Raw genomic sequence first — 23,065 nt, forward strand, 5'->3', positions numbered from 1 at the left:
TCTGTTTCCCCGAGCCCCGGAATCTTCGCCAAACCGCCCGGTCTGTTTAGTCCACGCCACAGTCGTTGGCTTTTCACCACACCGCCCGGACGCTCGAACCGTTCAAGTCGGCCGCCTGTTTCCCGGCACAAGCGTTACAACCCGGCAAGTCGGTTTCACCCGCAAACTTTCACCACAAAGACAGTCACCGGCCAGGCTCCACGAACACAGCATCACGCCGCCGTGCGCCGGAGACGACATTTGGACGCGTAGTGAAATGCCCCGACGCTTTCGGACTATCATCCAAGGCGTCCTGCGACATCGATAAACCAAGCCGTCCGGTGCGAACCCTCGGGCCAGCGGTGCCCACGGTTTTGGTCAAATCGTCTTTGAAAAAGCCAAACGAAATAGCCAAGTGAAAAGGTAAACAAGCAACCGTGATACGCCCCTTCATCGTGCTGGGAACTCGTCCCGAGGCCGTTAAACTGGCCCCGCTGATCCGTCATTGCTTGGAACGCAGCGACGACTTTGATCCGATCGTTTGCAGCACCGGTCAACACCGCGAAATGCTGGAACAGGTTCTTGGGTATTTTGAAATCCAGCCGGACGTTGATTTGCGTCTGATGAAGCACGGCCAAACATTGGCTGAGTTAACCGCTTCGTGCATGCAGGCGGTCACCGACGCGTTGATCAAAGCCAAACCGGACTGCGTCGTGGTGCAAGGCGACACCACCACCGTGATGACCGCGTCGGTTGCCGCCTTTTATCAGAAGATCCCGGTGGTGCATGTCGAAGCAGGTCTTCGCACCGGAGATCTTTGGGCGCCTTGGCCGGAAGAATTCAATCGTCGCGTCGCCGCCATTGTCACTCGGCTGCACTGTGCCCCCACCGAAGGCGCCGCCAATGCATTACGACGCGAAGGCATCGACGAATCAAAGATTCGCGTGACGGGCAACACCGTGATCGACGCGTTACTGTGGGCGGTTGGTCGCGAGCGAGCCAATTCGGAAACTTGGTCGCAAAAGTATCCTTTCGCGATGGCCGATGACGTGGTCCTGATTACCGGCCACCGTCGCGAGAACTTTGGACAGGGATTGGCGGACATGTGCGACGCCATTGCCGAACTGTCCGATCGCCATCCCCAGGCCCAGTTCATCTATCCGGTGCACCTGAACCCCAACGTCAAAGGCCCGGTTTATCAGCGGCTGGATGGGCATGACAACATCCACTTGGTGCCACCGGCGGACTATCGCGAATTTGTGTGGCTGATGGACCGTGCCCGCGTGGTGCTGACAGATTCGGGCGGGGTTCAAGAAGAAGCGCCGTCGCTGGGCTGTGACGTTTTCGTCACTCGTGAAAAAACCGAGCGACCTGAAGCGGTCGACGCCGGATTGGCACACTTGGTCGGTACCGACCGACAAAAGATCGTCGACAGTGTCTCGCGATCGCTGCAGTCCGTTCCGGCCTCCGGCGGATCCACCGATGAAACCAAAATTCGAAACAATCCCTACGGCGACGGCACAGCGTCGGTCCAGATCGCCGACTGGATGGCGGAAGTGTTCTCCTGAACGCCCGTTCGCGACGGGCGCTCGGCAAACGCATTATTCCAGTCGCAGGTCAAGCGGCAGACCAGCACGTCAGGCTTCGGACCCGGTGGCGACAAATCGGCAGGGATGTTTGCCAGATTTCGCAGGATCGGCTATCTTTCCCCGCCATGGAATTAGGTAGTCAGCCGGGCTGATGGCATGGGTCAATTGAATTTGGCCCGCCCGTCCCGGCCACGATCATCGATCACATCAAAAGGGAGTTTGCGATGACCCGCATTCCACTGAGCCAAGCGGACGAACAGGCCCGACTGCGTCGTGAGCGGATGGATCTGAGTATCGCGGAGATGAAGTTGACGGTTCGGACGACCAACTGTCTGGAAGAAACCGGCATTTTGACCGTCCGCGACCTGCTCAACGCGACGCCCAAGCGTCTGCTTAGCATCAGCAATTTCGGCGAAAAAACGCTGGAAGAAGTTTACGGTGCTTTGGAAGACCTGGGCTTTTACCGATCCGGCCATCGCCCGGATCAGCCCCGCTGATTCCATACACCTATCGATCAAGAATCAGCCCCGCTGAGCCACGAGCATGCCGCGTTCGTCCCGTTCGCGTGATTTCGGTCCCGCCCTTCTGCGTCCTTGGATCAAGAAGCGTGGCAGCCGCGTGCTGGGACAGACATTCCGTGGCATCGTCGGCGAAGCCCTGTTCTACGCCGGCCTGTTTTTACTGGGCGTGTTCGGGCTGTCGCTGATCATCGCCAGTCGGGTTGCCGTGATCCGCCAGGCGCCGATTCCGTTGCCCGAGGTTTCGCCGGAGATCACCTCCAGCGGCCTGGGCACTTGGATTCTGGGCATTCTATCGGCCGTGGCCATCCTGACCGGCATCGCGGGACTTCTGTATCGAATCTCGCAGATCGGTGCCAGCAACGAGCGTCGCTCGGCCATCCGGGCCCGCGCCAAGCAGATCGAATTGATCGGTCCAACGGCCGATCAGACGGTCAAATTGCCGGGGGTTCCACAAGGCAAACGGTTGACCGAAAGTCCGGGAGAACGTCAAACGTATCGCCTGGGCGCATCGACCCAGGAAACCGGCATCGTCGGCACCGCCGCGCTGACCATGCTGTGGAACGCCGCTTGGTTCACGCTCTTGTCGGTGGTGCTAAGCGGATTTTGGTTTTCGCGTCCGCGTTGGGTCCTGGCGGGATTATTGATCCCGACCGGTTTTCTGGGCGTCCGAATGTTTCGGCACTTCGTCGCCCAATTGCGACGCCAGGCCGGTGTGGGGCCCACGATTGTCGAAATCAGCGATCACCCGCTGGTCCCCGGCAATCAATATCGCGTCCATGTGTCGCAAATGGGCCGCCTACGCCTTAAAAACCTCAGGGTTTACCTGACCTGTCAGGAAGAAGCGTTCTTTCATCAGGGCACGGACGTTCGTGTCGAACGTTACGACGCATTTCACCAAGATCTGGCGAAAGAACACAACGTCCGAGTTGACCCGCACACACCCTGGCAGCAACAATTCAACTTGGACTTGCCCCCCGACGTCATGCATTCGTTCGTGGGCAATCACAACGCCATACGTTGGCGATTAGTCGTTTCCGGAGAATCACGTCCTTGGCCATCGTTCTGCCGCAGTTTCCCCGTCGTCGTTCATCCACCGGGCTTGTCCATGAGACGCAACCCGCGCTGAACGTCACTTTGTGTCGTGAAGACGGCCGGTACAACGCCGGTGGGTTGCTGCGTGCGTCTTGGCGCGTGTCCCGAGTCCAACCCGATCGCATCCGGTGCATCGAAGTGTCCGTGCTGTGGCACACCGATGGCAAAGGCGACGAAGATCTGCAGGTCCATCATTTTCATCGCATCGACACCGCCGAGCTATCCGCGATAGATTTGGGGTCGCCCCAAGCACTCGATTGCCGCTTGCCGGCAACACCGCTCAGCTACCACGGACGGCTTCTTTCGATCCGATGGTGCTTGCGTGTCCGGTTGTTTATGAGCGGTGGTAAAGAAATCGTCACCGAACAGCCTTTCTTTGTCGTCGCCGACTTATCGCCGGACGGGCCCATCGCGGCGCCGGGACTGCAAAAGATGGCTGGCAACGGCAAAGACGTTTCCCCGACCGGTCGACGGAATCTGGCCGACGCATCAACGGAAACGACGCCTGCGGAAAAATCGGGTGAGGAAACGGTGATCTTTCGACGCCTGAAGCGTCCCCGCACTTTTCGGCGATTCGTCGATCGGTCATGACCGAAATGTCGCCGGTCTTTCCCAGCGACAATCCGTTTCGGGTCCGACGCGTCAAACCGGGCGCGATTCCCTATCAGTTTGTCGATCCGGAAATTCAGCAGGACGATCTGGTTCGTCGGATCATTACCCCGGACACGGGCCCCAAACTGACCGGCCCGAAGTTAATCGTCGGTCCGCACGGGTCTGGCAAAACCACCTTGTTGCACCAGTTGGTCCCCCGGATCCGACAGCACTGGGGGACAGAAATCTGGGTGACACTTTCATCGGACCTAAGCCCCGGCGAAAATCAAAATCTGCTGCGCCGGTCGATGGGCACGGCCAACCATCACCGTCATCGGGACCCTTGGTTGGTGATCGATGGCATCGAACAACTTGGCCGTTTGAACGGCTGGTTGCTGACCAGGTTTCTACGTCGATCCGGAACACGCTGCTTGGCCACCAGCCATCGACGCATCCTGGGGTGGGACCACTGTTTTGCCACCCGTTTGAACTCGGAATTGATCCAACGTTTGTGCGATCAGTTGCTGGCGGATGCTGATCCGAGTTTGCGCCAGAAGGTTTTTAAAAACCTTTCGTCACGGGACCTTCACACGACGACCGATCTTCGCGCGTTATGGTTTGAGCTGTACGACTTGGTGGCAGACTTTGAAGCTCAGGACCGGACCACGGCGGTCCGCTAGCCTCCACCGGCACAAAATTCACTCCGTGTTCCGAAGGGGCAGGGGCATTCCCATGGCCGTCCGATTGAACGTCTTGCTGATCCAAACACCGCCACCGACATCAGCGGCGGGCTCAATGATCGACGAGATCGTTGGACAACTGATCGCGGTTCCCGGCGTCGATCTGATGCTGGTCCGGAGTCCCCATCATTGGGAACCAGAATCGACAGATCGTCTGACACTGGAAAATCTTCAGAATGACGTTGCGGTTTTGGATTGGGTTCCCATCGAACAATCCGCCGATGCACTCCGGCAAGTGTGCCAGGACCATGCCCGCACCCGCCACGAAAACGATGCGGACGCTCCGCCGCCGCGCGTGGGATCCAAGTGCCTGTTTCTATTCGACTTGGGGCAATTTGAAACGGCGGTCGATGTGGTCGACGCCATTCACCGAATCCAAGAATCGCGACAAGTTCGCACGTTTCAACTGTTCGGCACGACGGCTGCGCCGCAAAAAACGACTGTTGATCCGGTGGGAACCAACAGCGAAACCCGTGAAAATGGCGGCCGGCGTTCAACGTCGGTCCGGTCGAACGCGGTGGTCGGTGGATCACCCAAGAGCTCGGATGCGCCACCGAGTACCGATTCGATGAAGGCCGAAAACCATCGGGCGACGAAACCGGCCAGCCCCCCTGATAACAACCAAGCCCTGGATCAATTGCTGGATGAACTGGACGAACTAGATCCGTAAACCAGTCCTTTGGCCGTTTCGGTCGGTTTGGTCAGCCGTTCCGGACGACATAGAATTGATCTTGGCGCTCCGGCGTTGGCCATGCGGCGGGCAGACAGAGTGAATCCCGCCCCTGATCCCACACGCTTGGCCTTGATTGTGTTCCAAGTGCCCCTGTAACCAACACCAATACGATGTCGATCGACGACCGCATCTTTGCCGACGTATGTGACCACGCGCGAAAGGCGGCGATGCTGCAGACCATCGCCGACACATTGGAATGGGACGAACGTACCGGAATGCCGTCGGCCGCCGGTGAGTATCGCGCCCAGCAGGTTTCCACACTTCGTGCTCAGGTGCATCGTTTAAGAACCGATGCGAAGTACGGCGAACAGCTAGCGACGTTGTCCGAACAGGCCGCGGCATTGCCGCCACACGGTGATCACGCCGCAACCATTCGTGAACTGAATGTGGACTTTCGTCGCGACAGCAAATTGCCCGAAGACTTGGTGCAGCGCCTTTCCCTCGCCACCGTTCGTGGCCAGCAGTCGTGGGATGCCGCTCGCAAGGCGGACGACTATCGCCAATTCAAACCCGCGTTGGCAGAAATCCTAGCACTGAAGAAGGAACAGGCCGATCGGTATCGCGAGGGCAGCGATGCGACGCTGTACGAAAGTCTGTTGGACGAGTTCGAACCCGGCGGTCGCGAAGCGAAGTTGGCAGAAGTCTTTCAAGAACTGCGGTCCGAATTGGTGCCGATGATCGAGGCGATCGGTCGCTCACCGAACCAACCCGATCTGCAATGCGTTCGTGGGCCCTTTGATTTGGATCGGCAACGTGCGTTCAGCCATCAGGTCTGCGAATCGATCGGGTTTGATTTTTCCCGTGGCCGACTGGACGAAACTTCGCACCCGTTCTGCACCACACTGGGGCCGGACGATATCCGCATCCTGACACGCTACGAATCGACGTGGTTACCCGGTGGCCTGTACGGGTCGATGCACGAGGCGGGGCACGGAATCTATGAACAGGGTTTGCGTGCCGATTGGTTCGGTCTGCCGCCTGGATCGTATGCGTCGCTCAGCGTGCACGAATCGCAATCGCGTCTGTGGGAAAACCAAGTCGGCCGCAGCCGTGCATTTTGGCAGTGGTTGCTGCCGCAGGCCACCGAAGTTCTGGATTCTAGTTTGGAAGGCGTGTCGGCAGACGAGTTTTACTTTGCAACCAACGCGGTCGGCCCCAGCCTGATTCGTGTCGAAGCCGACGAAGCCACTTACAACCTGCACATCATCATCCGCTTTGACCTGGAACGCCAGTTGATCGCGGGCGACCTGTCGGTCGATCAGTTACCCGAAGCCTGGAATGCGCGGTACGAGTCGGACCTGGGAATCCGCCCGACCTCCGACGCCGATGGGGTTCTGCAAGACGTGCACTGGAGCGCTGGGTTGTTCGGATATTTCCCGACCTACACCCTGGGAAACCTGATCGCCGCGCAGTTGTTTGCGACCGTTCAAGCTGCGATGCCGGATCTGGAACACCAGATTGCCACAGGTGAATTTGGACCACTTTGCCATTGGTTGCGGAAGAACGTTCACGAACCGGGCAAGTGTTACCGGACGCCCCAGTTGGTACAGAAAGTAACCGGCAACGATTTGTCGGCGGCGCCGCTGATCAGCTACCTGAAGGACAAGCTGTCGTCGCTGTACCAATTTTGATCGCCCAATCGATTCGATTGACCCATTCGCGACGATCCAGACCATCGGAACAGTTTGCGTATTCGAAGAAGGGAAAGTCGACGCTTTCAATTAACCACGGCCTGGCGACCAATCGTCCCCGACGATGACACCAACTAGCAGTTACCTTTCCCGGGGCCAATGATCGAAGGATCGGATTTGAATCCGGACACACACGCGTCGCTGAACCACCCATGATGCAAGCTTCCTGCCCACGATGTAACGAACCCGTGCGATTGCCCGCAGCGGACGTTCCGGGTGACACAAAAGCCACCTGCCCGTGGTGCCGCGGCTCGTTTTTCCTGGCCGAAATCGAGGAGCTTCTTCCTCCTGAATTGATCCTGGATCTCCCTGAACCTGAAGACGAAGTGGAAGTCATCGGCGGATCGGAACCACCGGTCGGCGAACAAGCCCCTGGCGCGGAAGCACCGTTCGTGTTCGGCCAACACGAGTTTTCTGTCGAACCCGATGCAGCCGCTGGATCGCCCCAAAGCCATGGGGCATCCATGCCCTCCCTTGATTTCAATCCAGAGAGCCGGAACGAACGTACATCCAATCGCAACAAGAGCATTTTCCTGCATCCCATCGCCCAGATGCTTTACGGATTGATCCTGGCGATTCCGATGGCCCTGGCAATCTTGTACGCCGTTGGATCGCCGGTGAAATTTGGGTTCTGGCCTTTTGCAGAATCTCGATCCGCCATTCGCGCGTTTCCACTTCCCGATGAAACCGAATCGGATGCAAACGACGGCGAGCGTGACGCGACCGATCCAGCGTCGCACATGGATGACATCGAAGCGGCCAGTATGTTGACCTATCGCGAGCAATCCGATCGAGGCAAAACGACCAGCACACTTGGTCCGGCCGAACCGGCATCCGAAGACATCGTGGCCCAGGACGCCGGAGCCGCCAAGTTGCGGGAAACATTTGCAGCGATTGACGAATTGGAACAAGCAACTCGCTCCAACAGTCGTGACTATTGGCGCCAGGTCGTCACTGTTTACTCACAGATCGCCGGGACGGCCGTGGACGATGATGTCACCACCGCGCAGCAGCAAGCCATCTTGGACCGAGTCAGCCGATCCGATCGTTTGGAAGACTTGGGTTCGAAAACGGCCCAGTGGATTTCGCTGGATTCCAAGCGTCGCGCCACCGAACCACTGATGAACGACGGCGTGATCGTCGCCGGACTTCTAAATTCCATCGGCCCCGCCTACGTCCGATTGCCGGGCGGGGAAATGGTCAACGTGCGTGGTGATCTGCCCGAAAATCAAGACGATTCACCATTTCTGGCACTCGGACGTCTGGTTCCCAATACCGGGGCAGCGGCGACTTCCGATGTCAAAACAGTCCAGATTCTTGTACGCGGCGAACCGGATCACTAATTCGGACGCAACAGCATTGCGGCGATGATTCTGCCACACGGCGATCGCAATGGGCACGCCATGCGGCATGCTTGTTGGTCGCGATGAATTTCCTGCAAAGCCGTTACCTGCCCTCCGGCATCGGGGTGGTCAGTGCCGGCCAAGCCTTCTAGGCTCCTGCTGTCTCCCCGGCGCGATCGCCACATCGTGTCCGACGTTGCGTGCCCGACCTCAGGAGCACGAATCGGCGTCTCGCACATCGGCGCCACCGCGCGATCAACAGCGGTCGAATGCGTGTGATCCGCCTTTGGTACTGCCCAACCACGACGATCTTCGCCGGGATTCCTTTTACGAAGCAATCGCTTCGCCTCCATCGCGATTTCCGAAAACGATGCCCGCACCGATCCTATACGAATCCCATTGCCATACGCCTTTGTGCAAACATGCCAGTGGCGAACCGACCGAGTATGCCGCTCAGGCTTTGGAAAAGAACCTTAAGGGTCTGATCGTCACTTGTCATAACCCCATGCCCGACGGATTTTCCGCTCGTGTGCGCATGGCGGAAAATGAATTGGACCAGTACATCGCGATGGTCGACCAGACACGCGAAGAATGGCAAGATCGCGTGGACGTCCGCCTGGGTCTGGAAGCGGACTATTTCCAAGGATACGAATCCTACGTCGAAGAACAGTTGGCCAGCGCCGATTTCCAATTCGTGCTGGGCAGCGTGCACCCCCAGTTGGATGAATTTCGCGACCGCTACTGGCAGGAAGATTTACGCGAAGTCCAGAAAACCTACTTTCGGTTGCTCGCCGATGCCGCGGAAACCGGGTTGTTCGATTCCATCAGTCACCCTGACCTGATCAAGAATTTTACTGTCAAGGTTTGGGACGAGCCGAACATGATGGACATCATCGCGCCGTCGCTTGATCGAATCGCCAAGACGGGCGTTGCGATGGAACTGAACACGTCCGGGGCATTGAAAACGATCCAGCAGATGAACCCGTATCCGGACATGTTGCGGGAAATCGCCAAACGCAACATTCCCATCACCCTGGGTGCCGATGCACACGTGCCCGAACGCGTGGGGGATCGATTCGTCGAAGCATTGAATCTGTTGTCCGAATGCGGCTTTCAACAAGTCAGCTTCTTCCTACAACGCCGTCGCCACGACGTGATCATCGATGACGCGTTACAGAGTTTGGCCGGCCCCGCCGATGTACGCCAAGCGTCTTAGTCAAGTCGCGGCACTGCTTGAAGCAGAAGCAGCCTGAGAGCCCCGTCGTAGCTGATCCAACACTTTCAGTTGACGGTACAGCATTTCGATGCGTGGGGCGTCGAATCCGGCAGCCTGTGCCGCCCGTAACGGATTTCCAAAGATGGCTTCCACTTCCATCGGGCGCCCATTCAAAAAATCCAGCCTCATGCTGCTGTCATAGGGCACCATCTTGCGAGTGTGCTCGATCGTCGTTCCGATCGCATCTTCAGCGATGGAAACACCACAGGCCGCGGCGGCAGCGTGCACTTCGCGGACCAATGACAACGATAGTTGTTCTCCCCATCGACCGTCCATCAGCTGGTCAGTACTGGCGTCACAGACCACCGACAATCCATTGAACGTGATGTTCCACATCAGCTTTCGCCAACGTGTTAGCAGAAGGTCGTCGGTCGCGATCGCTTCCACTCCCGCGGCATTCAATTCGGATGCGATTCGTGCCGCCCGATCCGATACGCCGGCTTGAGGGCTGTATTCACCGAACACGATCCGCCCGTAATCGATGTGTTTGATGTGCCCGGGGCCCACCTTATTACTGCACAGAAAACAACATCCCCCCAGCGTACGCTGCACGCCGACCACTTGTGCCGAATCCGCTTCGACGTCCAGGCCATTTTGAAGCACCAACACAGCCCCACCGCCGGCCGTCGGACCGGCCAACAGTTTCGGCAAATGATGGTTTTGCGTCGTCTTCAAAGCGACAATGGTCACGTCACAAGGCGGCATGTCATCCGCACACTGATAAGCGTTCACGTCATGCAGGTGCAGATCACCCCAGACGCTATCGACTTTCAATCCGTGTTGCCGGACATGCTGATAATCAGAACGGAACAGAAAGTGGACCTCGTGTCCCGCCGCCGCCAAACGGGCGCCGTACAGCCCGCCCAGCGCCCCACTGCCGATGATTGCGTAGCGTTGCATCAACTTCATTCCGATTCGATCACAAACGAATCGTCGGATACGTCTTTCCAGTCGCCGCTTTCAAACGACCACTGCAGTTTCCACTGGGAATCACCCGGGTGTACCACTGTCCCGATGGCAATCGGATGCATTCCCGACGCAAGGTGTACCGGGGGGCTTTCAACAACCGAGTCCTTTTCGGCCGAATCACCTGCGCCCGCCGGCGGATCGTGCTCCAACAACAGCATTTCGTGCAGGCGTGCGGCAACGCGATCCAGCCCGACAACACGAAATCGATAGCTTCCGTCGTCGGGCACCCGCAGATAGCCACGGAACCAAACGGCGGCGGTGGCATTGACCACATCAAGTTCTTTTCGGTCACGATGATAAGACGTCAGATAGACGCGTCCATGACCAGAATCTAATTCTTTCGGCACATACGGAAACTCTCCGATTTGATACTCCATGATCGCACCAGGCTTTGGATCGACAACATTCATTGACGGGACCAAAGCGGTATCGTAAGGCCGCTTGGCACTTTCGTTCATTGTCCGCAATCGCAAAACGCGGTCTTTCATTTTCTGCTGAACCTGAGAAATCGCATCTGACGAGCCCGCCAAGTTGTTCAACTCTTTTGGATCGCTCTCTAAGTCGAAGATTTGGAAATCGTCATCATGGCTGGCGATGTCCAGACGGACGCCCTTATAGCCATCGACAAAAACGATCTGCATCTGCCCGCGTTTCTGCTTGCGTTTCCGCTGCTGAAAATCTTGATAATCGGGCGTGCGTCCATTCTGTGAATACTCCACATAGACCGTGCTGTCTTGCCGTGTTCCCGATCGGATCAATCCCGGCAACAAGGAAACGCCATCACATCCCGCTGGTACGGGGCAATTGGCGGCATCGGCAAACGTAGCCATCCAGTCGTGGAACTGGCTGGGTTGTTGATCGACGTGGCCAGACGGGATCTTGCCCGGCCAATAGGCCACGGTGGGAACACGAACGCCGCCTTCCCACACGTCACGTTTGGTACCGTCGAATGGACCATAAGAACGGAACGATGTGGGCTGGTACGATGCGTCGGCCAAATACGATTCATGGTGCGGACCATTGTCGCTGCTAAGGACCACCAACGTGTTTTGGTCGATTCCTAGATCTTTCAGCGTTTGAAGCAAGTCGCCGACGGCATCATCAATGCGCAACACCATCGACGCGAATCGTTCTTCCACATCCGACCAACCTTGATTGGTCACTTGAGGATAACGGTAACTGTCGATCGGTCCCTTCGCGGTATTGATCATCGCCCCAGGTTTGCCTGTCCACTGAACACCGCCGTTCAGCCCCTTTGATTCGGGATACCGACAACTGGGAATCTGTAGTGCGGCGTGGGGCGTGTCATAGGCCAAGTACAAGAAAAACGGAACATCCGAATCTTGGCTGACCTGTTCGGAAATCCAATGCTTGGCGTAGGCGGTGAAAAGATCCGTCGTGTAGCAGTTGGTCAAATCACCACTGATTTCGCGATCGTTGTGCCAGACTTCTTTCGGTTCTTTGTGACTGTCCGAATTCCCCAACTCCCAAGCATGGGCCGGATAATGGAGGTGGCCGTCGACGTGACGGACATAACCCAAGAATTCATCAAAGCCACGACTGGTCGGATAACCCGGCCATTGGTCGGGCTTGGTTCCGTTCTCGGCCAGCGCGTACCTCTGATCGCCTTGCAGACCATACTTGCCGATGATTGCGGTGCGGTAACCGGCCGATTTCAGTACCGACGCGACGGAATGCTGTGGCGGTAGCTGTTTATCGAATTGGTTGTCGCGGATCTCCGCCGATCCCTGGTGCTTTCCCAACAACAGCGAAGCGCGACTGGGGGCACAAACCGGCGCGGGACAATAATGATTCCGCAGTTGTGCACCGTCCTGGGCCATCCGATCCAGCGAGGGTGTTTGAAAGTCTTTGCCGCCACGTGATCGATTGTCGTCGTAGACGCTTAGATCGCCCCAACCAAGATCATCACACAAGATGAAAACAATGTTTGGTTGTTTCGTGTTGGGATCGTTTGCGTCGGCGTTCGCTTGGACCGCCAGTACCGAAAAGCATGAAAACGCAACGCAAAAAACGGCAGCGACTTTTCTGAGATTCATCCGTCGATTCGATTCGTCAGTTTTGAACGGGAATGGTTTCGGTCAATCCGGAGTGTTCCATGACCGAATCGGAAAGTTCTTCTTGAGTTTTGTTGTTCGCACGCCACACGAAATACCACATCACCATCGTCACCAAAAGGACCGACAGCATGGCGGCGGCCCCTTCGATGAACAGCGATCGTCGCATTTGGCCGACCGGTGCGAACACCTTGGAAAGCCTGTATTGGACCAAGACCAAAAGATCGGTGTCGGGCTTTGAACTGTTCGCCTGTGTACCAGATTCGCCTTCGACGTTTGAATTGTTTTCGGCATCAGCGTCGGAAGACGTCGCGTTCGGCCCAGCGACCGATTCGACATCCAGATTGGGCAGTTCAATCGGTTGCATGGCGGCGATCCACTCACCCCGATAGGCCTGCCCCTCGGGATCGCTGGCAACCGGATCACGGTAATCGACATCGCCACCTTCGATCAGCCGATCCATCAGACCGGGAGAAATCTTGAACTGTTTATCGATGGTGGCGTCACCCGCCGCCCGCCGGTCACGCAAGAAAGGGTGTTCCAAGATGGTGCCGCGTTGATCACCCTGACGGGCCTCGACCAAAACGGCCACTTGGTTGTCGGCGGCCAGTTGGCCGGAACCTGCCTGCTTGGCATCCCGTTGATTCTGCTGACGCTGCAGCAACGGAAACTCACCCAAATTGATCGTGGTCACGAAGACCGCGTCGGGCGAATCGGAATCGTTCGACAAATAAACCGGCGTGCTGATCGCCACCTTCCATAATCCAGACGCGGTGCTTTGAAAGGCGGCGGAAAATCGCGTTTCCGTCAGCGGCGGGACCTGTGCCACCTGTTCATTCAATGCGGGCTTTTGCAGATCGTCACGGCCGCCGTGAAAATAGTTCCGGTATGAAAAGTTGCGGCCTGCACTGTTGCGGTCCTTGGTCACCGGATTGTCGTACGCAATGGCGACGATCGTCCCAAAGCGATCGGTGACAAACATCGTCGCCAAAGGTCGACGCGCACCTTCACCCACGTGATTGCCGAGTCGTTGGTACAAGTATTCGTCCAAGGCGACGCGTTTGGGCGCGTTGTAGATTTCTTCTCTGGCATCGGCACGCACGTTTCCCGCGTCATTGCCATCGGCTTTTGCGATTCGCTCGCGCTGTCGTTTGATCTCGGGATCGGTCAGAAATTCTTGCAGTGTTTCTTGAAACTCCGGCCGCTTGGCCTCGTCGATCGCCAATGCGAAATAGCGTTCGATTTCTGACTGCAGTGTTTTGGCGGCAAACCGAGCGGCCAATTGGTTGCTGCCAAAGGCTTCGGTTCGCAAAGCTTCGGTCGTACTTTCGCTGGCGCGGTTGATGCTTCGAGCGGCAAAGATCGATGTCGCCGCCAACAACAATAGCGGTCCCACGATTCCCAACAGCAACAGAGGGCGGCGGGCACGATTGTTTTCGCGTTCCTGCAAATCGGCCAAGATCTGTTGAACGTTCCGGTAGCGATCTTCCGGATCATTCGCCAGCGACTTTGCCAGGATGCGTTGCAACGGACGATCGATACCGCTGCGGGCCAGCCGTTCCATGACGGGCGGTTGGGAAGCGATCGCTTGTTGGTATTGGCGCAATCGTTTGGGCAGCGATCCGGCGGTATCGATTCGCGAGATCAGCGATTCATCGCGATAAGGCGGTTTGCCCACCAGCATCTGGAACAGGATCGCGCCGGCGGCATAAACGTCCCAACTGGCATCCGGGTTTGCGTCCAAGTCGGCTTGCTCGGGTGCCATGTAAAACAGCGTTCCCAACGCGGGCGTTTGGTCGTGCGACATACGACTTTGACCGAAATCCGCCAGCCGAGGTTCTTGGTCGTCGCCCATCAAAATATTGGCCGGCTTGACGTCGCAGTGCAGCACCCCCTTGCTGTGGCAATGGTTCAACCCGACGCAAATCTTGCGAAAGATTTCCACCGCTTCTTGGACCGGTAATCGCCCCCGCGACTTTAACATCTCCTCCAGTGACCCGCCGGTGATCAATTCCATCACGTAGTAAGGCGGGTCCGCATCCCAGCCGACCTCCAAGACCTGAACCACATGCCGGTTGGCCGACAGCTGGACTAGGTTTTTGACCTCACGACTGAGCAACGACCAATTGACACCCCCGCGGTGCAGATAAAACTTCACTGCCACACCGCGACCGGTGTTCAAGTCACGACCGACCCAGACTTGGCCGAACGCTCCCGATCCCAAAAACTTGATCAATCGATACCCCGGCACCTCGGCCGGAGGCGTCGTCGCCTGCATGGACAGCCGTTTGCTGGCCGAGCGAGCCAGGGGCGTCTGGTCGAGCGTATGATCGTCTGTCAAGCGTGCTTCCTTGGTGCCGATGTCTTCAAAAACGCAGTTTACACCATGATTCAGACGGTAGAACAAATGTGCCGGTTCGCCATCCTGGCATGTTGTGTTTTTGTCGTCGCACAGGCGGAAATCTCGTGGTCCGATGCGACGCCTCCGACAACGACGACAACGTCCCAGACACATTCCAAGCCCGCAGCCGACGTCGACGCATCAACGGCCGAAACGATCCAGTCGCCGATACGACCACCAGGTGACTCCGCCGCTCCGCTGGACGGATCCGAGGGACGCGAGTTGTTACTGCGGAATTTTCGTCCGCAATCGAAATTGAAGGTTCACCGGACCGAGATTCCCAAAGCGTCCTTCCCGGTCGTCGATGTTCACACACATTTCATGTTCAAGTTGCGTGAGAACCGACAAGCTCTGAACGACTTTGTCGCCGTGATGGACCGAAACGGAATCGCCGTTTGCGTTTCTTTGGATGGTCGACTGGACGGAACATTTGGCCGTCATCGCGATTTCCTTTGGAAGCATCATCACGATCGTTTTGTCATCTTCGCTCACTTGGATTGGCGTGGTGACGGTGTGGAAGACCAGGCGTCCACATGGGCCTGCAATCAGCCTGGCTTTGCCCAGCGTGCGGCTGCCCGGATCCGACACTCCGTCGACGAAGGCGCCAGCGGATTGAAAATCTTCAAGAATTTTGGGCTGCGTTATCGCTATCCCGACGGCAGCCTGATCAAGATCGACGACCGTCGATTCGATCCGATCTGGAAGGCTTGTGGCGAACTGGGTATCCCCGTGATCATGCACACCGCTGATCCGGCGGCTTTTTTTGATCCGGTCGATGCCACCAACGAACGCTGGGAAGAATTGAGCCGGCATCCCGACTGGAGCTTCTACGGAGATGAATTTCCCAGCCGAAGCGAACTGCTGGAAGCCCGCAATCGTGTCATCCGGCGGCATCCCGAAACGACGTTCATCGGCGCTCACGTTGCAAACAACCCAGAAGACCTGAACGAAGTTGCAGCATGGCTGGACCAAATGCCCAACTTGGTTGTCGAATTTGCTTCACGCATCGGCGAACTGGGAAGACAGCCGTACACGGCACGTCGATTTATGATTCGCTATGCCGACCGCATCATGTTCGGCACCGATGGACCGCAACCCGAAGCACGCTTGAATGCCTATTGGCGTTTCTTGGAAACCAAGGATGAATCGTTTGCCTACAGCGAAAAGATCCCGCCTCCGCAAGGCATGTGGAACATTCATGGGGTTGGGCTGCCCCCGGACGTGCTAAAAAAGATCTATCATCTAAACGCGGCGAAGTTCATCCCAGGTGTGGCCGAACGTTTGCCGCCGTCGGTCCCATGATGAAACGAGGATCGACATCACCGCCGAATGAATAGAGCTCGTGCCCTCAACACGTTGGTTCGTCATTCGGCGGATGGCTGATTCGAAGTTCATTTGTGCGGAGTCGTCGATTGATGATGTCGAGCCAACAAGTGCCGCAGCAGGACCACGTCTGCTTCGACGGTGGTTCTTTGCAATCCAGTCACATGCCGACTCGGCGTGACGCATTGCGATCCGCTGCGGCGGCAACCGTGGGGCTGGGTTATCACGCCGCGACCACCGCCGCATCGCCCTTGGAATCCGACGCACCATCGGACGTCATCCGTATCGGTGTGATTGGAACTGGAAACCGCGCACGACAACTGATGGACCAACTGCCCAAGGCGGCTCGGGTCGTGGCAATTTGCGATTGTTATCAAAAGCGTGCCGATGAAACTCTGGCCAAGTTTGATGCAAAGTGGCCGACCTATTCGAATCACCGTCAAATGCTGGACCGTGAATCGCTTGACGCGGTGATCATCGCAACGCCCGATCACGGCCGATCGCTGCCTTGCATCGATGCCTGCCAGGCGGGACTTGACGTTTATGCAGAAAAGCCACTGACCGCCTATGTCAGTGAAGGTCGCGAGATTGTTCGTGCCGCACGCCAGAACAACACGGTGTTTCAGGTCGGCACGCAACAACGCACGATGGAGATCAACGACTATCTATGCCGCCAAATTCGCGAAGGCAACTTGGGCCGCGTCCGTTTCGTCCAAGCGGTGAACTACACCGGACCGAAACGCTACCAGCGCCTGCCCGCCGAACCCATCCCGCAGGGCGACGACTGGGATCGATGGTGTGGCCCCACACCGCTGCGACCGTTTCATTCGTCGTTACAGTTCGGCTGGATGCAATGGCGTGCCTACAGCGGCGGTGAAATGACCAACTGGGGTGCCCACGGGGTCGACCAGATTCAATGGGCACTGGGGAAAAGTCTGACCGGACCGACGCAGTTCATCCCCGTTACCGGCGGCCCCAATGGGAAGGTCACGGCACGCTACGACGACGGTTTGGAAGTGCGATTCGAATTGGACCAGGGGCCCCAGGGCGGTGCCATTTTTCAATGCGACGCGGGCAAGGTTGAAATCAACCGAAATCGTTTTGCGACCAATCCAGCCGACTTGATCAAGAACGCACCTGATTCGGCGGTGCAAGCCAAGTGGGAAAAACCGGGCTGGATCGCCGGTCCGCACCTGGCCAATTGGCTGCAGTGCATCCGCACGCGACAACGCCCCAACGCGGACGTCGAAATTGGACATCGCAGCATCACGTTTTGCCATCTGGTGAATCTAACACGCGAACTGGGTCGCACACTGAATTGGGATCCGAAACGCGAAACCTTCATCAATGACGATGAAGCCAATTCATTGCTGACGCGTCCGCGACGCAGCGGTTATGAGTTGCCAGTGACATAACCCCGGTTTTGAATCCTGTTTTGCTTGTCCGCCGAACTCTTTTTCACACGCTTTCGCTGATTCGACCATGCCAGCTTTCCATATCCAACGCACGCATCGAATTGCCGCATCCGCCGAACAGGTGTTCGACGCCATTGCCGACTTTCGCACCTGGACCACGTGGTCGCCATGGCTGAAGATCGACCCCGATCCGACCGTGACCATTTCGACCGATCCGTCCAGCGTCGGGTCCACCTATGACTGGCAGGGTGACTTGGTCGGGCAGGGCGGCATGAAGCATCGCTGGCTGGATCGTCCACGCAAAATCGAAATCGATCTTCATTTCATCAAGCCGTTCAAATCTCAGTCCGAAGTGCGATTCGACATTCGGTCGGTCGGCGATGAAACCGAAGTCACCTGGCACATGATCGGCAAACTGCCGTGGTTTCTGTTTTGGATGAAGTCCAGCATGGAAATGTTCGTCGGCATGGACTACGAACGAGGGCTTCAAATGCTGGCCGAGTACGTGAAAACCGGTACCGTCACTTCAAAACTAGACGTCCAGGGCGTTCAATCACTCGATCGACTTCGCGTCTTGGGAATTCGTGAATCTTGCAGCATGGACGACATCGGTCCGGTGATGGAAAAGGTCTTTGAAAAAGTCCATCAACGGATCGCGGCATCAGGCGTGAATGTTCCCGGGAACATGATCAGCGTTTATCACCCGACCTGCGATTTAAAAACGCGATACTTTGATTTTACTTGCGGTATCGAAACGACGGACACCGATGTCACCGTCGACGGACTGGACGAACTGACCGTCGACGCCGGTCGTTACTTGAAAGTTCGACACACCGGCCGCTATCAACATCTGGGTAACGCTTGGTCCGGTGCGGCGCAGTATTGCCAGTACAAGAAATTGAAGATGGCGAAAGAACCCGGCTTGGAGTTTTATCCCAATTCGCCGCAAGACACCGATCCGGCCGATCTGATCACCGATGTCTACATGGCGATCAAAGGCTGAACGCGTTTGGAACGATCGGTCATCGCCGCGTCGCCACGTTCCACCACCAACGCGATGATCCAGCATCCACGTTCCTGGTCATTCGACCTGCCACCGAATCCAACGCCGGGTATCGGGCAATCTCGTCACGTAGGCTTTCATCGCTACGCACCGTCACGCCGCCACTGGCGACGATCACGTTGTGACGTTGCCGACCATGCCTGAATGTGTGCGACACGGCCAACGTGTCCACTTGGCTTGGCGGTGCAAAGCCGTGCTGGTCGCTACTGGCGATCGCAGCCATGGCGTCGGCGATCAATCGCGAAGCATTGGAGGTGGGATTCGCTTTCGCTGCGTTGCCGCGCACTAAACGAACGATGGCCGCCGATTGAAAAACGCTTTCCAGCGACGCATACACTGGATACATGTCACGGACATTATTCCAGTGACGATTGAAATCAGCGACGAAAGCGTCGGTACGCGGATCCTTGGTGACGATTCCACGCCGCCCGCTGGCGACGGCCAGTTCGTTCTGACCGCTCAAACGAATCGGCCGTCCTGCCAATTCGACCACGCTGCCGTCGGTGCTCTGTCGGGCCGCGAGCGGGTTGGACGTGAACCACAAACGCAGCATCAAATCGGTGGGCACGCCCTGGTCAATGTGTGATTCGATTTGGTCCAAGTAATTCGTCGCGCCATCAGGCATCGCGTGCTTGCCCAACGCCAATTGCTTCATGTGCCGATCGGCTTCGACCAACAGCCATGCGAGAGAGCTATCACGATTGATCCCGAAAATTGAAACTTCCTGGCGTCCCACGGCCGATGCCAGCGTGTTGGCGGCCAAGCCTTTAGGAACATCGCCGTGTTGGATCTGCTGGGCGACGACCGCGGCCCGTTGTAACCCCGTGGTGGTCGGATCGATGGAACAACCGAACACGCCGTCATCCGATGTCGCGGCAAAACACGCGGCCAAGGCGTCCAGACGGACCGGAGCGGCCCCCGAGGATCGATCCCGCCAATGACCATCGACGCGTTGGATGCCGCCCACCGGTCCGGCAAGAATCACGTCGTTTTCGGTGAAGCGGACGAAACGAACGTGCGACAGACCTGCGCAGTGCAACAAATCATCGTCGGGCGACTGCATTGACGACCGATTGTCGGCATACTGATCCAGCAGCTGTTTCAACGAAATGCACCGGAGCTTGGCGGCGTCACGCCACCAATCCCTAGGGCTGTGGCTCTGCAACATCACACCATCGCTGCTTGCTGACGCGGCAATCAACGCATCGATCTCGGCGGCCATGTCTTCGCGTGGTATCTGGTCGACATCGCGAACGATTCCGTCCGGGTCGACATAGATGCCCGCTGCGTACGGAAACATCGTGCTAGTACCGCCCAGTGCTTCCCAAGTTTCCGGTTCAATCGTTGTTTGGATCAGCATCATCAGCTGTGAAAAATCGGCCATTGATCCGCCGCCCGCCGGATTGTCCGATCCAGCGGTCGCTGATGCGGCATTGCCGCCAGACACTCCTGACGATGCCGCGGATGATTCCACGCCCAATGCCCCCCCCAGATCCTGGCCCGTTGCAACGCCCAATAGCATCGCAACGCAGATGGCCCAAAATCCTCCTAACCAACTTGGCCGAAGCAGCATATTCATTCGCATGGTTTCGATGTGACCTCAAACAAGAAAAGGAGAGAAGGGATTCGGCATCGGTTGGGATGCGATCAGCGCCCCAGCAGCGTCAAAAGAATCTAAAGCTGGTCGGTCACGGTTTCGCGATCGAAGGTCGACCAAACGCCGTCCCGCAAACGTTCCTGAGGACCAAACCTTGCCTTGTAATTCAGATGCGGATTGTCTTGGACGTACATGCCTAAATAGACGAACGACAATTTTTCCCGCTGGGCACGCACGATCTGCTGCAAAATTGCGTAGGTTCCCAAGCTGTAGCGTGAGTAGTCCGGATCGAACATCGTGTAGACCGCCGACAAACAGTCTTGCCCGACGTCGACGATGGAAATGCCGATCAGCCGATCACCGTCCCAGACGCTCCATTCATCGACCTGGCCGAATGACGAGATCAAAAAAGCATGATAGGCGTGACTGTCGACGGCTTCGTCCGTGTGGTCCAACCCGCGGACGGTCCGGTGGCGATTGAACAAGTTCACGCGATCCTCGGTCACCACGGGGCGATCCCAATGCTGGATCAGGTCACGCTGCCCACGTTTGAAGACACGCCGGAAGGACCGGGTCCAACAAAAATCGTCGACACGGATTCGCGTCGGCTGACACTCCTGGCACTCGGCACATCGGGTCCGATAGACGAAATCACCGCTGCGTCGATAGCCACGGTCCAACGTCCAATCGGTAAAGCCGGGGTCGATGGGAACCACCGGCAACTGCAGAGGCATTCGAGCGATTTGATCGGGCAAATAAGGACACGTTTGAGGCATGTCTTGCACGATGACCATTCGGTACGGCGTCCCGGTAGCCGTCGGCTGTTTGGGCGGATGACGCATCCCGATTCGCTCCAAGGCGTGTCAGCATTGACGATCGCACCGCCGACCGTCCGCCTTTTCACTTTAGCGAAGTCCGCCCCCTGCGGGTGGCGAAAATTCTGACTTGCCGCCGGATCGACCGGAGGCGAATCCCAAGCCGCCAAGAAAAACGGCCGCCCCGTATCAAAGTGGGCGGCCGTTAAAGTGAGATCATCGATGCAAACGGCGTGGGATCAGTCCCACCACCACTGGCCATCCTTCAAGCCTTCCAACGTGCCAGCCGTTTTCTGTTGCAGTTGCTTCACGGCCGAATCGCGGACCAAATGATCATCGCGGAGCGCCAAACGAGGCTGCATTTGAACGCCCCCGCCCAGCGGAGTCATCAGCTGGTTGCCCCGCCAAATCGCGTTGACCGCAGTTTGGACTTGCTGTGGAGCAGTTTCGGTTTGAACCGCCAACGAGGCCTCGTCGGCCAGCACGCCCAGGTTCCAGTCGGCTTGGCTGTAGAAATCTTGTTCTTGAATGTACGCCGCGGCGATTGCCAGATCGATCAGCTGTTCCAGTTCGGCATAGATGCGAACCTTGCCGGCGATCTGAGGATATTTGTCGGTGAAGTCTTGGCAAAACGCTTGGCTGGCGCGATTCACGCGGCCGGTTGCCTGGCGTTTGCCGCCGGCGACACGTTCATTGGCACCGACCAACTGAACACCCCGTTCGTCGATCCGCATCGCCAATCCATCTTCGCTGATAGCGACACCGTCGTAGTTCGGCTGGAAGTACCAACGCTCCATGGCATTGCTGGACACCGCGGCCGGGTTGGCTCGTTCGACGTAGCTCTTGACCGGAACCGGCAAGCGTTCCAGTCCGATGCCGATCAACTTCATTCGATAATCGGCTTCCACCAAGACGCGAGCAAAGTGGGTGTCGGCCGGAATGCCGCGGATCAACACGGTTTGCAGGCCCAGGTTCTTTTGCAAGTTGGCGGCCAACCACTTCGTTTGTGCGGGTTGGACGTTGCGTCCAACCCGGGCCATGAACTGCTGCAATTGCTGCAACCCTTCGGCGGTCGGGTCAATCGACACGCTGATCACGTTGGTCGGCGGCGTGTGAGGCGCAAAGGCACGCAGTGCCACCACCAAGTCTTCCAACAGTACGACCGGCTTGCCCGAACGCATCCCGATCAGACGTTCGGTGGCGTCGGCAAAGAAGCCTTCGGCGGGACCGGCCACAACGATGTCTTGCGTTTCGGGGTAATAGAAGACGTATCGAATGCTGGTCAGCCCGGCCAACGCACGGATCGGATCATCGATTTCTTCACCAGCAGCGATTCGTCGTGCGACTTCGGCTTCCAACCGGTTCAGCGACACCTTACGCATCGGACTGGTCTTCATCAGCTGCGATTCGGCTTGGCGGCGGGCCGCTTCGAAACGCTGACGAGCCAGAGACGCGTCAAAGCGTTTGACCTTCAAGACACCGGACGCATCGACGTCGACACCGGCGATCGGCTGGACGAAGTCAAAAATCACATCGCCGCCGTCACCGCCATCACCACCGTCGGCCAGGACGGACGCGGGACTGGAGGCCAGGAGCGCGGCAAGCGTTGCCAAGCAGGCGAAACGGGCGAAGCGGAAGGGAGATCGACTGGCTTGCATCGAAAAGACTGCCATCGGGGAAAAGTGTGGGTAGGAAGATCGCACGCCGAAGCAGCGGCGGTGCGGTCGGGTCGCCAGCCTTTGAGAATAGTCGGGCCCCATCGCATCAACAAGCAAATCGCAGGACTTTTCGGCTTGCCGAGCCGTCGAAATCGGCCCCGCATCCGGGCCCACCGATCGAGACCAGAATTTTT

At 57.5% G+C, this 23,065-nt stretch carries 18 protein-coding genes; 12 read left to right on the forward strand and 6 right to left on the reverse strand.

The features are described 5' to 3' along the window. The first annotated feature begins 419 nt into the window (after positions 1-419). From wecB to Mal65_RS18865, 9 genes are all read left to right on the forward strand, one after another. The gene (wecB, locus tag Mal65_RS18825; RefSeq protein ID WP_145305044.1) at positions 420-1,547 is read left to right on the forward strand and encodes a non-hydrolyzing UDP-N-acetylglucosamine 2-epimerase; all 1,128 of its coding nucleotides are present in this window, start codon (positions 420-422) and stop codon (positions 1,545-1,547) included. Positions 1,548-1,792: 245 nt separating this feature from the next. Beyond that, positions 1,793-2,065, forward strand: coding sequence for a DNA-directed RNA polymerase subunit alpha C-terminal domain-containing protein (locus tag Mal65_RS18830; protein WP_145301074.1), 273 nt, complete (start codon positions 1,793-1,795; stop codon positions 2,063-2,065). A gap of 46 nt (positions 2,066-2,111) precedes the next feature. Beyond that, entirely contained in the window at positions 2,112-3,215 is a 1,104-nt protein-coding gene (locus Mal65_RS18835; protein ID WP_145301077.1) for a hypothetical protein, read from the forward strand. 8 nt (positions 3,216-3,223) lie between these two features. Further along, positions 3,224-3,772, forward strand: a complete 549-nt coding sequence (locus Mal65_RS18840) for a hypothetical protein (RefSeq protein ID WP_145301080.1) — start codon at positions 3,224-3,226, stop codon at positions 3,770-3,772. Then, a complete protein-coding gene (locus Mal65_RS18845; protein WP_145301083.1) occupies positions 3,769-4,452 on the forward strand; it encodes a P-loop NTPase family protein in 684 nt (227 codons plus the stop codon). The genes Mal65_RS18840 and Mal65_RS18845 overlap by 4 nt, the downstream gene beginning before the upstream one ends. Positions 4,453-4,504: 52 nt before the next feature. Further along, the gene (locus tag Mal65_RS18850) at positions 4,505-5,182 is read left to right on the forward strand and encodes a hypothetical protein (protein ID WP_145301086.1); all 678 of its coding nucleotides are present in this window, start codon (positions 4,505-4,507) and stop codon (positions 5,180-5,182) included. Between the two features lie 173 nt (positions 5,183-5,355). Next, positions 5,356-6,876, forward strand: a complete 1,521-nt coding sequence (locus Mal65_RS18855) for a carboxypeptidase M32 (protein WP_145301089.1) — start codon at positions 5,356-5,358, stop codon at positions 6,874-6,876. Between the two features lie 248 nt (positions 6,877-7,124). Further along, positions 7,125-8,279 carry a hypothetical protein gene (locus tag Mal65_RS18860; protein ID WP_145301091.1) on the forward strand — a complete coding sequence of 385 codons (1,155 nt, stop codon included), beginning with the start codon at positions 7,125-7,127 and terminating at the stop codon, positions 8,277-8,279. Between the two features lie 370 nt (positions 8,280-8,649). After that, the gene (locus Mal65_RS18865; protein ID WP_145301094.1) at positions 8,650-9,495 is read left to right on the forward strand and encodes a histidinol-phosphatase HisJ family protein; all 846 of its coding nucleotides are present in this window, start codon (positions 8,650-8,652) and stop codon (positions 9,493-9,495) included. Here the strand turns inward: Mal65_RS18865 and Mal65_RS18870 are convergent, their stop codons facing one another. From Mal65_RS18870 to Mal65_RS18880, 3 genes are read right to left on the reverse strand one after another with little or no spacing between them, the layout of a single operon-like run. After that, complete coding sequence (locus tag Mal65_RS18870; protein WP_196784293.1) at positions 9,496-10,455, reverse strand: putative 2-dehydropantoate 2-reductase; 960 nt, start codon at positions 10,453-10,455, stop codon at positions 9,496-9,498. It lies immediately after the preceding gene. Between the two features lie 5 nt (positions 10,456-10,460). Next, a complete protein-coding gene (locus Mal65_RS18875; RefSeq protein ID WP_145301100.1) occupies positions 10,461-12,581 on the reverse strand; it encodes an arylsulfatase in 2,121 nt (706 codons plus the stop codon). 16 nt (positions 12,582-12,597) lie between these two features. Continuing rightward, the gene (locus Mal65_RS18880) at positions 12,598-14,940 is read right to left on the reverse strand and encodes a serine/threonine-protein kinase (protein ID WP_196784294.1); all 2,343 of its coding nucleotides are present in this window, start codon (positions 14,938-14,940) and stop codon (positions 12,598-12,600) included. 45 nt (positions 14,941-14,985) lie between these two features. Here Mal65_RS18880 and Mal65_RS18885 point away from each other — a divergent pair, with 45 nt between their 5' ends. The 3 genes from Mal65_RS18885 (at position 14,986) to Mal65_RS18895 (ending at position 18,741) form a co-directional block, all read left to right on the forward strand. Then, complete coding sequence (locus Mal65_RS18885) at positions 14,986-16,302, forward strand: amidohydrolase family protein (protein ID WP_196784295.1); 1,317 nt, start codon at positions 14,986-14,988, stop codon at positions 16,300-16,302. Positions 16,303-16,415: 113 nt separating this feature from the next. Beyond that, a complete protein-coding gene (locus tag Mal65_RS18890) occupies positions 16,416-17,738 on the forward strand; it encodes a Gfo/Idh/MocA family protein (protein WP_145301103.1) in 1,323 nt (440 codons plus the stop codon). Positions 17,739-17,805: 67 nt separating this feature from the next. After that, positions 17,806-18,741 carry an SRPBCC family protein gene (locus Mal65_RS18895; protein WP_145301106.1) on the forward strand — a complete coding sequence of 312 codons (936 nt, stop codon included), beginning with the start codon at positions 17,806-17,808 and terminating at the stop codon, positions 18,739-18,741. Between the two features lie 19 nt (positions 18,742-18,760). Here the strand turns inward: Mal65_RS18895 and Mal65_RS18900 are convergent, their stop codons facing one another. The 3 genes from Mal65_RS18900 to Mal65_RS18910 form a co-directional block, all read right to left on the reverse strand. Then, positions 18,761-20,380, reverse strand: a complete 1,620-nt coding sequence (locus tag Mal65_RS18900) for a DUF1598 domain-containing protein (RefSeq protein WP_165701379.1) — start codon at positions 20,378-20,380, stop codon at positions 18,761-18,763. Positions 20,381-20,475: 95 nt separating this feature from the next. After that, positions 20,476-21,240 (reverse strand): arginyltransferase, encoded by a 765-nt coding sequence (locus Mal65_RS18905; RefSeq protein ID WP_145301112.1) that lies wholly within the window; start codon positions 21,238-21,240, stop codon positions 20,476-20,478. 212 nt (positions 21,241-21,452) lie between these two features. Continuing rightward, on the reverse strand, positions 21,453-22,886 hold the full coding sequence (locus tag Mal65_RS18910; RefSeq protein ID WP_145301115.1) for a DUF1598 domain-containing protein: 1,434 nt from the start codon (positions 22,884-22,886) through the stop codon (positions 21,453-21,455). Positions 22,887-23,065 lie beyond the last annotated feature (179 nt).

This window comes from Crateriforma conspicua (genome assembly GCF_007752935.1).
Taxonomy (GTDB): Bacteria; Planctomycetota; Planctomycetia; order Pirellulales; family Pirellulaceae; genus Crateriforma; species Crateriforma conspicua.

Coding starts and splice junctions, on each gene's coding strand:
- Mal65_RS18830 (WP_145301074.1), top strand. CDS start 1,793: ATGACCCGCATTCCACTGAGCCAAGCGGACGAACAGGCCCGACTGCGT.
- Mal65_RS18835 (WP_145301077.1), top strand. CDS start 2,112: ATGCCGCGTTCGTCCCGTTCGCGTGATTTCGGTCCCGCCCTTCTGCGT.
- Mal65_RS18845 (WP_145301083.1), top strand. CDS start 3,769: ATGACCGAAATGTCGCCGGTCTTTCCCAGCGACAATCCGTTTCGGGTC.
- Mal65_RS18850 (WP_145301086.1), top strand. CDS start 4,505: ATGGCCGTCCGATTGAACGTCTTGCTGATCCAAACACCGCCACCGACA.
- Mal65_RS18855 (WP_145301089.1), top strand. CDS start 5,356: ATGTCGATCGACGACCGCATCTTTGCCGACGTATGTGACCACGCGCGA.
- Mal65_RS18865 (WP_145301094.1), top strand. CDS start 8,650: ATGCCCGCACCGATCCTATACGAATCCCATTGCCATACGCCTTTGTGC.
- Mal65_RS18870 (WP_196784293.1), bottom strand. CDS start 10,455: ATGCAACGCTACGCAATCATCGGCAGTGGGGCGCTGGGCGGGCTGTAC.
- Mal65_RS18875 (WP_145301100.1), bottom strand. CDS start 12,581: ATGAATCTCAGAAAAGTCGCTGCCGTTTTTTGCGTTGCGTTTTCATGC.
- Mal65_RS18885 (WP_196784295.1), top strand. CDS start 14,986: ATGATTCAGACGGTAGAACAAATGTGCCGGTTCGCCATCCTGGCATGT.
- Mal65_RS18890 (WP_145301103.1), top strand. CDS start 16,416: ATGATGTCGAGCCAACAAGTGCCGCAGCAGGACCACGTCTGCTTCGAC.
- Mal65_RS18895 (WP_145301106.1), top strand. CDS start 17,806: ATGCCAGCTTTCCATATCCAACGCACGCATCGAATTGCCGCATCCGCC.
- Mal65_RS18900 (WP_165701379.1), bottom strand. CDS start 20,380: ATGAATATGCTGCTTCGGCCAAGTTGGTTAGGAGGATTTTGGGCCATC.
- Mal65_RS18905 (WP_145301112.1), bottom strand. CDS start 21,240: ATGCGTCATCCGCCCAAACAGCCGACGGCTACCGGGACGCCGTACCGA.
- Mal65_RS18910 (WP_145301115.1), bottom strand. CDS start 22,886: ATGGCAGTCTTTTCGATGCAAGCCAGTCGATCTCCCTTCCGCTTCGCC.